Source organism: Stenotrophomonas maltophilia group sp. Smal13, assembly GCF_030236855.1.
Taxonomy (GTDB): Bacteria; Pseudomonadota; Gammaproteobacteria; order Xanthomonadales; family Xanthomonadaceae; genus Stenotrophomonas; species Stenotrophomonas maltophilia_A.
Genome location: NZ_JASJSQ010000134.1, coordinates 1 through 10,554, shown reverse-complemented (window position 1 = coordinate 10,554; position 10,554 = coordinate 1). Strand labels below are relative to the sequence as shown.

The 10,554-nt window shown below is 67.6% G+C and carries 10 protein-coding genes; 8 read left to right on the top strand and 2 right to left on the bottom strand.

The genetic code is table 11. The features are described from left to right. Window positions 1-91: 91 nt before the first annotated feature. Window positions 92-619 carry a GNAT family N-acetyltransferase gene (locus QRO95_RS24220; RefSeq protein WP_049422378.1) on the top strand — a complete coding sequence of 176 codons (528 nt, stop codon included), beginning with the start codon at window positions 92-94 and terminating at the stop codon, window positions 617-619. Between the two features lie 98 nt (window positions 620-717). Here the strand turns inward: QRO95_RS24220 and QRO95_RS24215 are convergent, their stop codons facing one another. Beyond that, a complete protein-coding gene (locus QRO95_RS24215; RefSeq protein ID WP_032128686.1) occupies window positions 718-1,368 on the bottom strand; it encodes a YceH family protein in 651 nt (216 codons plus the stop codon). 101 nt (window positions 1,369-1,469) lie between these two features. On the opposite strand from QRO95_RS24215, the gene QRO95_RS24210 reads away from it, so the two are divergent. From QRO95_RS24210 to plsB, 4 genes are all read left to right on the top strand, one after another. Next, window positions 1,470-2,393 (top strand): 5'-nucleotidase, lipoprotein e(P4) family, encoded by a 924-nt coding sequence (locus QRO95_RS24210; RefSeq protein ID WP_032128687.1) that lies wholly within the window; start codon window positions 1,470-1,472, stop codon window positions 2,391-2,393. Beyond that, window positions 2,390-3,115 carry an orotidine-5'-phosphate decarboxylase gene (pyrF, locus tag QRO95_RS24205; protein ID WP_032128688.1) on the top strand — a complete coding sequence of 242 codons (726 nt, stop codon included), beginning with the start codon at window positions 2,390-2,392 and terminating at the stop codon, window positions 3,113-3,115. The genes QRO95_RS24210 and pyrF overlap by 4 nt, the downstream gene beginning before the upstream one ends. 424 nt (window positions 3,116-3,539) lie before the next feature. Further along, entirely contained in the window at window positions 3,540-4,493 is a 954-nt protein-coding gene (locus QRO95_RS24200; protein ID WP_071228638.1) for a hypothetical protein, read from the top strand. Further along, the gene (gene plsB, locus QRO95_RS24195; RefSeq protein ID WP_107432561.1) at window positions 4,493-7,129 is read left to right on the top strand and encodes a glycerol-3-phosphate 1-O-acyltransferase PlsB; all 2,637 of its coding nucleotides are present in this window, start codon (window positions 4,493-4,495) and stop codon (window positions 7,127-7,129) included. Before QRO95_RS24200 ends, plsB begins: the two co-directional genes overlap by 1 nt. Window positions 7,130-7,229: 100 nt before the next feature. On the opposite strand, the gene QRO95_RS24190 is transcribed toward plsB, so the two are convergent. Next, window positions 7,230-7,433 carry a YdcH family protein gene (locus QRO95_RS24190; protein ID WP_005421068.1) on the bottom strand — a complete coding sequence of 68 codons (204 nt, stop codon included), beginning with the start codon at window positions 7,431-7,433 and terminating at the stop codon, window positions 7,230-7,232. Window positions 7,434-7,524: 91 nt separating this feature from the next. On the opposite strand from QRO95_RS24190, the gene ttcA reads away from it, so the two are divergent. From ttcA to QRO95_RS24175, 3 genes are read left to right on the top strand one after another with little or no spacing between them, the layout of a single operon-like run. Further along, complete coding sequence (ttcA, locus tag QRO95_RS24185; RefSeq protein WP_180843176.1) at window positions 7,525-8,445, top strand: tRNA 2-thiocytidine(32) synthetase TtcA; 921 nt, start codon at window positions 7,525-7,527, stop codon at window positions 8,443-8,445. 36 nt (window positions 8,446-8,481) lie between these two features. Next, complete coding sequence (locus tag QRO95_RS24180) at window positions 8,482-9,387, top strand: recombination-associated protein RdgC (protein WP_005411825.1); 906 nt, start codon at window positions 8,482-8,484, stop codon at window positions 9,385-9,387. Window positions 9,388-9,446: 59 nt separating this feature from the next. Then, window positions 9,447-10,226: a M48 family metallopeptidase gene (locus QRO95_RS24175; RefSeq protein ID WP_032128692.1), complete on the top strand. Its 780-nt coding sequence runs from the start codon at window positions 9,447-9,449 to the stop codon at window positions 10,224-10,226. The last annotated feature ends 328 nt before the right edge of the window (window positions 10,227-10,554 follow it).

Sequence of the window (10,554 nt, the reverse complement as noted above, 5' to 3'; positions counted from 1 at the left end):
CGTGCGCGCCAGCCACGGAAAAGAAAAAAGAAAATCAAAAGCAACAGCCGGGGGTTGAGGCAGAATCGGGGTTTCGGCTGGAGGTCTGCGCGTGCATCCAATTGAAAGCGAACGCCTGCGCCTGCGTGCGATTGAACCTGATCGCGATGCGGCGCCGATGCTGGCGCTGTTGAATGATCCGGGCTTCGTGCGCTTCATTGGTGACCGCAATGTGCGCAGTGAAGAACAGGCGCGTGAGTACATCGCGCTGCGGGTGCTGCACAGCTATGCGTTGAATGGGTTCGGCATGTATGCCATCGAGCGGTTGTCCGATGGGGCGTGGCTGGGCAATGCCGGGCTGGTGCGCCGCGATGGCCTGCCGGGGCCGGACATCGGCTACGCGGTGCTGTCTGAATTCGCCGGGCAGGGTTATGCCGGTGAGGCGGCGCGGGCGGTGTTCGCGCATGCGCGCGCTGAGCTGGGCCTGCAGGATCTGTACGGCATCACCGATCTGGACAACGTGGTGTCCGGGAAGATCCTGCTGGGCCTGGGCATGCAGGAGCGCGGGGTGATCCAGTTGCCGGGCATCGAAACGCCCAGCCGGCTGTACGCCACCTTGGGTGCGGCTGACGTCGGGTAGTGCCGGCCGCTGGCCGGCACAGTAGCAGCTGACGGTGGGTGCCGACCGTTGGTCGGCACGATTCAGATGCAGTGCCGACCAACGGTCGGCACCCACCATCAACCGCGCAGTTCGGCCAGCTGCGCCTGCAGCTCGGCCACGGCCGCTTCCAGCTGGGCCACGCGCTCGGCCAGGCCGGGATCGGCCGCGTCGCTGCCACCGCCGCTGCTGGCGTATTTGGCCGCAAGCGCCGCGCCGTCCACTTCACCGCACAGCAGGTGCATGTAGCGGTCTTCGCGCTGGCCGCTGGCGCGCGGCAGTACTACCAGCAGCGCGCGCTGCTGCAGGCGCTCGATGGCGTGGCGGGCTTCGTCGGCGTCGGCGAAGCGGTGCAGGCGCTCGCTGCGCGTGACCAGTTCGCCCAGGGTCTGCGGCCCACGCAGCAGCAGCATCGCCAGCAGCACGGTCTGCTGCCGGGTCAGGTCCAGCGCGGCCTGCAGGCGGTGCTCGTAACGGTCTGCTCGCGAGGAGAAGTGCTGGCGGGCCAGGCCCAGTGTTTCCAGCTGGCGCAGCGCGTGCTGCACGCTGCCGGCATCGACGTTCATCACCGGCTCGCGGGCGGTCTTCTGGTTGGCGGCCGATTGGGCGGCGTTGACCGTCAGCGGATAGGTGTCCGGGGTGGTTGCCTCCTTCTCCACCAGGCAGCCCAGCAGGCGGGCCTGCACGGCGTCGAGCAGGGGGACGTCGGGGGTCTGGGTGGAATCGGTCATGGCGGCCTCCGGAAGGGCAACGGGTCAACCGCCAAGCATAGCCGTCCAGGGACCGCCTTTGCCGGTAAAATGCGCCGGTATATCTGATTGCCGGTGAATCCATGCGTCGTCCCGTTTCCCTGTCCCTGACCCTGCTCGCCACCGCGGCGCTGGGCCTGTCCGCCTGCAAGCGCGTGGATGCGCCCGCCGCCGAAGCCGCTGCACCGGAGGCCCCGGCCGCCGCTGCCAAGGCCGACGGCGCGCTCGATGCCACTGCCAACGACAATCTCAATGCGGTGCTGTGGATGCAGCGCGCGCAGGAGTACAAGGCGATCACCGAGCAGACCTACCGTGCCGCCGCCGACCACCTGGATGCCGCGCTGAAGGAAGCCCACTGGGATGCGCTGGTGCCGGAAGAACGCGGCAACGAGGCCAAGGGCCTGAAGCCGGCCGTGGTGCTGGACGTGGATGAGACCGTGCTGGACAACTCGCCCTACCAGGCGCGCCTGGTACGCGACGGCAAGGAATACGACGAGCTGACCTGGGACCAGTGGGTGGCCGAAAAGAAGGCCAAGGCCATTCCGGGCGTGGTTGATTTCGCCAAGGCCGCCAACGCCAAGGGCGTGACCCTGCTGTACATCTCCAACCGCGCCGTGCACCTGAAGGACGCAACCCTGGCCAACCTGCGCGAGCAGGGCCTGCCGGTGGCCGATGACAGCGTGTTCCTGGGCCTGGGCACCGTGGTCGAAGGCTGCGAGCAGGCCGGCAGCGAGAAGAACTGCCGCCGCCGCCTGGCCGGGCAGAAATACCGCGTGCTGATGCAGTTCGGCGACCAGCTGGGCGATTTCGTCGAAGTGACCGCCAACACCAACGACGGTCGTGACGCGCTGCTGCAGCAGTACCACGACTGGTTCGGCGAGCGCTGGTGGATGCTGCCGAACCCGACCTACGGCGGCTTCGAGCCGGCGCAGTTCAACAACGACTACAGCCAGTCGCGCCAGGCCCGTCACGACGCCAAGCGCGCTGCGCTGGACTACGCACCGTGAGCCGCGCGCCGCTGCCGCTGCGCGATGACGAGCGCCTGATCTTCGCGCTGGACGTGCCTGACCGCGTGCAGGCGCTGGAGTGGGTCGACCGCCTCGGCGACAGCGTGGCGTTCTACAAGATCGGCATGGAACTGCTCGCCTCCGGCGAGTACTTCCAGGTGTTGGACGAGCTGGCCCGCCGCGACAAGCGCGTGTTCGTCGACCTGAAGTTCTTCGACATCCCGGCCACCGCCGCGGCGGTGATCAAGCGCCTGTCGCAGTGGCCGGTCAGCTACGCCACCATCCACGGCTGGCACCCGGCGATGATGGAAGCCTGCGCCGCCGCCAACAGCAGCGACATGCGCCTGCTGGCGGTGACCGTGCTGACCTCGATGGGCCGCCCGGACCTGGCGCAGATGGGCATCGACCGTGAGCCGGTGGACGTGGTGGTCGAGCGCGCGCTGGCCGCGCAGGCGGCCGGTATCGATGGCGTGATCGCCTCGGGCCAGGAAGCCGGCCCGATCCGCGCCGCTACCGGCGCCGGGTTCTCGATCGTCTGCCCGGGCATCCGCCCCGGTGGCCCGGTCGGCGATGACCAGAAGCGTACCGTTGGCGTGGCCCAGGCCTTTGCCGATGGCGCCGATGCCATCGTGGTCGGTCGCCCGATCCGCCTGGCCGCCGATCCGCAGGCTGCGGCCCGGGCCATCCAGCAGGAAATCGCGTCGGCGTTGGCTACGCGCTGAGATTCCGCTGCGCAGTCTGCAGGCCCGAACGCCATCCCGACCCGCGCGGGATGGCGTTTTTGCATCCGCCGAAGGACCGGTTGTGCCCGAATCGCCGCAAAACCTGCCGTAGATTTCATGGCCCCGGCGCAAGGCATCAGGATAATCAATAAAATCAATGATTTATATGACACTACGTGAAGTGTTGCCTTAACTTGAGCGGCAGCGTAGGATCGCCGCCATCCGGTCCTCGGACCGGACATGTGCCACAACACTGTCCACCGGCCCTGCGCCGGCTTGAAGAGCCTGTGATCCTCGTGATCCCGGCTCTTTTTTTATTCCGATCAGTGACTTGCACAAGAAACCGCGGAAACCGTGACGTCCCGGCTTGCCGCTGTCACCTCGCAGGCCGCAAGATGCGGACCGGTCCGGGGAGTCCGAGTGCATGAGCGTGGCAGTGCGAGGAAGGTCTGCGCGTGGATGGGGGCTGGCAGTCATGCTGCTGCTGGCCGTGACCGCGTGCCGTGAACCGGCCAACGATCCGGCCAGGCCGGCAGCCGAACCGGTTGCGGCGGTGCAGGCGATGGCCCTGCGCCTGGCCGAGGACGATCTGGTCGGCTATGCAAAGCTGTCGGTTCCACCCAGCCAGTACCAGCGCCTGCAGCAGGCCTGGGCCGAGGGCCACAGCCAGTGGCCCCTGACCGAGCTGCCGCTGGGTGACCAGCTGCTGCCGATGCTGGCCGCACTGCGCACGCCCAATGCCGGTGCCGAACTGCAACGCAGCTTCGACCGCCAGCTGGCTGGCCAGGCCGGTGCCGTGCGCCAGGCCGCGCAGTCGATGGGCAACTTCGGTGTGCAGTACCTGCGCCACCAGAAGGGCTATACGCCCGGCCAGCAGGCCCATTACATCGCCCTGGTGGAAACCCTTGCCAGCTGGGCGCAGGGCGCGCCGATCAGTGACCGTGCGCGTGCACGCAGCACGATCGCCGCGCTGGTGGGTGCCGCCGGCAAGGTTGGCTTCGACGATGAGGCCGGCCTGCAGGCCGCGGGCATGGAAGGCAGCCTGCAGCAGCTGGCGCCGTTCATCCATACCCTCAAGGCGGTGCTGGGCAGCTACGGGTTGGGCGTGGATGACGCACTGCGCAGCGTGCGCGGTGAACTGCTCTCGGTGGAAGGCGACAACGCGCTGGTGCGCCTGCACTACGACCTGGCGGGGCGTGAGATGACCCTGCAGCTGCCGCTGAGCCGCCGCGAGGGCCATTGGTACCTGACCCGCACCCTGGCCGACACCGATGCCCTGCTGCGCAAGGCCGACGCGGCCCGTGCCGCAGCGGCGCCGGCACCGGCCGAGACCCCGCCCGAGGGTGGGGAAGCGGCAACACTGCCGCCTAAGCCATAATGGCGCCGATGTCGAAACAGAACCCGCTGCCGTTCCCCGGCGAAGAATCCCAGTCGACGCCCGCCGATACGGTGCCGGCGTCCCCCTCGACCGGTACCGGCCCGAACCCGGTACCGCCGCCCGCGCACGCGCGTCCGGCCGGCCGCCGCCCGCTGTGGGCTCGCCTGCTCGGCCGCCTGGTCGAGCCGTGGCTGTCGCTGAAGATCGAACCGGAAGACCCGGGCCAGTACAACGATGGCCGCCCGGTCATGTACGTGCTGGAAGACTACGGCCTGTCCAATGCGCTGATCCTGGACAAGGCCTGCCGCCAGGCCGGCCTGCCATCGCCGCTGGTGCCGCTGGCCGGTGACCCGACCGGCCGCAAGCGCGCCTACCTGGCGCTGTCGCGGCGCAGCTCCAGCAACTCGCTGATTCCCGAACAGCGCGGCGCCAAGACCCATTCGGACTCGCTGGCCAAGGTCCTGCAGGCACATCGCGTGCGCGATGACCTGGACGTGCACCTGGTGCCGGTGTCGATCTTCGTCGGCCGCGCGCCGGACAAGCAGAGCGGCTGGTTCGCCGTGCTGTTCTCGGAAAACTGGGCGCTGGTCGGCCGCTTCCGCCGCCTGCTGGCGGTGCTGCTCAACGGCCGCAGCACCATCGTCCGCTTTGCCCCGCCGATCTCGCTGCGCAGCACCGTGGACGAAGGCCTTGAGCCGGAGCGCACGGTGCGCAAGCTGCAGCGCGTGCTGCGTACCCATTTCCGCCGCATCCGTGAATCGGTGATCGGCCCTGACCTGTCGACGCGGCGCCTGCTGGTCGACCAGGTGCTGGCCGCCGAACCGGTGCGCGAAGCGATCGCCGCACAGGCCAAGCGCGACAATTCGAAGCCGGCCGATGCCTGGAAGAAGGCACACGCCTACGCCTGGGAAATCGCCGCGGACTATTCCAGCCCGGTGGTGCGCTCGGCCAGCTTCATGCTCAGCCACGTGTGGAACCGCATCTATGCGGGCGTGCTGGTGCACCACCTGGACAAGTTCAAGGCCGCCGCGCCGGGCCACGAAGTGGTCTACGTGCCCAGCCACCGCAGCCACATGGACTACCTGCTGCTGTCCTACCTGCTGTACGACCGTGGCATCGTGCCGCCGCACATCGTGGCCGGCATCAACCTGAACCTGCCGGTGGTCGGCACCCTGCTGCGCAAGGGCGGTGCGTTCTTCATCCGCCGCTCGATCCGTGGCAACGCGCTGTACTCGGCGGTGCTCAGCGAATACGTCGCGCAGCTGGTGGCCGGTGGCTACTCGCTGGAGTACTTCGTCGAAGGCGGCCGCTCGCGTACCGGCCGACTGCTGCAGCCCAAGGGCGGCATGATCTCGATGACGCTGCGCGCGTTCCTGCGCCAGCCGCGCAAGCCGGTGCTGTTCCAGCCCATCTACATTGGCTACGAGAAGCTGATGGAGGGCGGCAGCTACCTGGACGAACTGTCCGGCCGGCCGAAGGAAAAGGAATCGATCTGGTCGCTGCTGTGGGGCATCCCCAAGGTGCTCAAGCAGAACTACGGCCAGGTGGTGGTGAACTTCGGCGAACCTATCGCACTGAACGACGTGCTCGCCGAGAAGGCGCCGGAGTGGAAGGGCGAGGCGGTCTCCGAGGACGAGAAGCCGGCGTGGCTGTCGACCACGGTGGATACGCTGGCCGAACGCATCCAGGTGCGCATCAACGGTGCCGCCGACGTCAACCCGATCAACCTGCTGGCGCTGGCCCTGCTGTCCACGCCGAAGCATGCGATGGGCGAGGCCGACCTGATCGCGCAGATCGAGCTGTGCAAGACCCTGCTGGTCGAGATGCCGTACTCGGACCGGGTGACGGTGACCCCGCACTCGCCGGAGCGGATCATCGCCCATGCCGAGGAAATCAACGTCCTCACCCGCATCAAGCACCCGCTGGGCGACGTGCTCAGCGTCAGCGGCGATACCGCAGTGCTGCTGAGCTACTTCCGCAACAACGTGGTGCACCTGTTCACCGCCTCGTCGTGGGTGGCCTGCTGCTTCCAGAACAACCGCCGCATGAGCCGCACCGGCCTGGTCCAGCTGGGCCGTACGGTGTATCCGTTCCTGCAGGCCGAGCTGTTCCTGCCGTGGAGCGAGGACGAGTTCGCCCTGCGCATCGACCGGACCATCGATGTGTTCGTGCGCGAGGGCCTGCTGCAGAACGTCAACGATGACGACGGCGGCATCCTGGCGCGCAATACGGGGCAGACCGACGAGGTGTTCCGCCTGCGTGCGATCGGCCATTCGCTGCAGCAGGCGTTCGAGCGCTATTACATCGCCATCTCGGTGCTGGTGAAGAACGGCCCGGGCGTGCTCGGCGCGGCCGAGCTGGAAAGCCTGTGCCAGCAGGCCGCGCAGCGGCTGAGCCTGCTCTATGCACCGGCGGCACCGGAGTTCTTCGACAAGTCCCTGTTCCGCGGCTTCATCCAGAAGCTGCGCGAGCTGCGCCTGGTGTGGCCGGACGAGAACAGCAAGCTGCTGTTCGACGAACGCCTGGACGCCTGGGCCAAGGATGCCAAGTTCATCCTCGGCCGCGAGCTGCGCCACACCATCGAGCGGGTCAGCCCGGAAGCGGCCCGCCCGGACGAGCCTGCGCCGCAGGATTGAAGGCAGCGCCGGGTCATGCCCGGCGAACGGCATGCCAACCAAGGTTGGCATCTACCGGGGCGAAGCAGTAGATCCACGCCATGCGTGGATGGGCCACCGCTCAGGCCGGTTCGTCGGGAATCTGCAGGCTTTCCAGCCTGGCGATGCAGTCCTTCAGCTGCAGCTTGCGCCGCTTCAGGCGCTTGGCTTCCAGCTCGTCCTCGCCATTGGCGGCCATGCGGGTGATCTGTTCATCCAGCAGGCGGTGCTCGGCGCGCAGGGCGGCGAGGTGCTCGACGATCTCGGCGGGGCTGTAGGTGTCCACAGCCTCCGAGCATACACAGCGATGATGACTGCCGGGAGAGGGGAATTCCGACCCCCGGCCGTGGCCGCTCCGAGCCGTTAGAATGGAACCCATGAGTGCCGTGATTTCCCTTCCCGATCCCCAGCCGCGCGCCGCCCGTGATCCGCGCGTGGCCGAGCGCGAGCAGCACAAGCTGGCCAAGCGCCTGCGCCGCCAGGTCGGCGAGGCGATTGCCGACTTCGGCATGATCGAGGCCGGCGACAAGGTCATGGTCTGCCTGTCCGGCGGCAAGGACAGCTACACCCTGCTGGACGTGCTGCTGCAGCTGCAGAAGAAGGCGCCGGTGCCGTTCGAGCTGGTGGCGGTGAACCTGGACCAGAAGCAGCCGGACTTCCCCGAGCACGTATTGCCGGAATACCTGGCAGGCCTGGGCGTGCCGTACCACATCATCGAGCAGGACACCTATTCGGTGGTCAGCCGGGTCATCCCGGAAGGCAAGACCATGTGTTCGCTGTGCTCGCGGCTGCGTCGTGGCGCGCTGTACAACTACGCCGAGACCCACGGTTTTACCAAGATCGCGCTGGGCCATCACCGTGACGACATGGTGGCCACGTTCTTCATGAACCTGTTCCACCACGCCAAGCTGTCGGGCATGCCGCCGAAGCTGCGCAGCGATGACGGCAAACACGTGGTGATCCGGCCGCTGGCCTATGTGCGCGAAAGCGACATCGTCGAGTACGCACAGGCGCGCCAGTTCCCGATCATTCCCTGCAACCTGTGCGGCAGCCAGGAGAACCTGCAGCGCCGCCAGGTCGGCCTGATGCTGAAGCAATGGGAAAAGGACCACCCGGGCCGCATCGAGCAGATCGCGCGGGCCATGGGTGAAGTCCGGCCCTCGCAGCTGGCCGACACCACCCTGTTCGACTTCATGGCGCTGGGCCGTCGCGACGACGCGCCGCTGCCCGACGCCCATGCCTGGCTGGCCGGTTCCCCGGCCGACGCCGACGCAGATCCCGAGACGCCCACCGTTTAAGGTCGGTCGCCCTTCCTCTTTGCCATCCGGAATTCCATGTTCTTTCGCAACCTGACGTTCTTCCGTTTCCCGACCACCACCGATTTTTCCGAAGTCGACACCCTGCTGCCGCACGCGCTGCTGAAGCCGGTCGGCGCGCTGGAAATGAACTCGCGCGGCTTCATCTCGCCGTTCGGTCGCGAGGAGAAGGAGCTGCTCTCCCACCGCATCGCCGAACACCTGTGGCTGACCGTGGGCGGCGAGGACAAGATCCTGCCGGCGGCGGTGGTCAACGACCTGCTCGAGCGCAAGCTGGAGGAGATCGAGGAGAAGGAAGGCCGCCGCCCGGGTGGCCGCGAGCGCAAGCGCATGAAGGACGACCTGCTGCATGAACTGCTGCCGCGCGCCTTCGTGAAGTCCTCGCGCAACGACGCCTTCATCGACCTGCAGCACGGCTACGTGGCGGTGGATACCTCCAGCCGCAAGACCGGCGAGTACTTCATGTCCGACATCCGCGGCCTGCTCGGCAGCTTCCCGGCGATGCCGCTGAATGCCGAAGTCGCACCGCGTTCGATCCTGACCGGCTGGATCGCCGGCGAGCCGCTGCCGACCGGGCTGAGCCTGGGCGAAGAGTGCGAGATGAAGGACCCGGTGGAAGGTGGCGCGGTGGTCAAGTGCCAGCACCAGGAACTGCGCTGCGACGAGATCGACAAGCACCTGGACGCCGGCAAGCAGGTGACCAAGCTGGCGCTGATCTTCGAAGACAACCTGTCCTTCGTGATCGGCGACGACCTGATCGTGCGCAAGCTGAAGTTCCTCGACGGCGCCTTGGACCAGCTGGAGCATGCCGACGAAGACGGCCGCCGCGCCGAGTTCGATGCCCGCTTCGCCCTGCAGAGCGCCGAGATCCGCCGCCTGTTCCTGTTGCTGGAAGAAGCCTTCAAGCTCAGCAAGGCTGACTGAACAGGCAGCCCGACGGCCGCCGGTCATCCGGCGGCCCGAAGCGGCGCTATGCTGGGCGCATGAGCCGTCTGCTGCGCCGCCTGATCAGCCCGACCCCGCCCGCCACCGTACAGCGCGACACCGTTCGCCTGCGCCTGGAGGATGCCGAGATCGAGGTGCTGCGCGTGCGTGATCCGCGTGCGCGCCGCATCAAGCTGAGCGTGGACGAACGCGGCGCACGCTTGACCCTGCCACCGCGCGCAAGCCTGGTGATGGGCGAACGCTTTCTGGAACAGCACCGCGACTGGCTGGCATTGCAGCTGCGCCAGTACCAGGGCCAGGGCCTGCCGGCACCGCTGCAGCCCGGCGAAGACGGCGTGCTGCCCCTGCGTGGCGAACTGCTGCCGCTGCGCTGGCAGGAAGGCCGCTACGCGCGGCTGGAGATCGACGCGCACGGCGCCTGCGTGCAGTGGCCGACCCGCGGCGGTGATGCCACCCTGCGCCGCCTGCTGCGCGAGTTCTACGAAGCCCAGACCCGCGCCGACGTCGGCCGATGGCTGCCGAAGTACCTGCCCACCCTGCCGCGCGCACCCAGCCGCCTGCGCCTGAAGGTGATGTCCTCGCAATGGGGCTCACTTGCCCCGGACGGCAGCATGGCACTGGACCTGGCCCTGGTGCTGGGCCGATCCGAGGCGTTCGAGTACGTGCTGGTGCACGAACTCTGCCACCTGATCCAGCCGAATCACTCACCCGCGTTCTGGCACGAAGTGGAACAGCGCTTCCCCGCCTGGCGCGAACAGCGCGACTACTTCCAGCTGGAAGGGCGACGCCTGAAGGCCATGCTCCGGCAACTGCTGTAGCGCCCGCGCTACAGCAGTTGCCCACGCATTCTTCCTCTACCCCCGCCTTCGGCGCGCCCCTTCAACAGAAGGGGCTTCACTCCAGACCGCGTGCTGAGCAGTCGAGCAAGCTCGACGCTACAGAAGCGCACACAGCGCGCGACCCGCTTCTGCTCTTGCTCTTCTTTCTCTCTTCCGTGGCTGGACACGCACGGAAACTGTCTGAGGCCGGGCGGGTGAGCCATGCAGGGGCGTTGGCGCCATGGATGGCGCCATCGAGCTTACAGGGGTGAAGGCGCTTTGCTTGCGAAGCACTGCTTCGCAAGCGCCTGAACGCACAGCCGCCAGC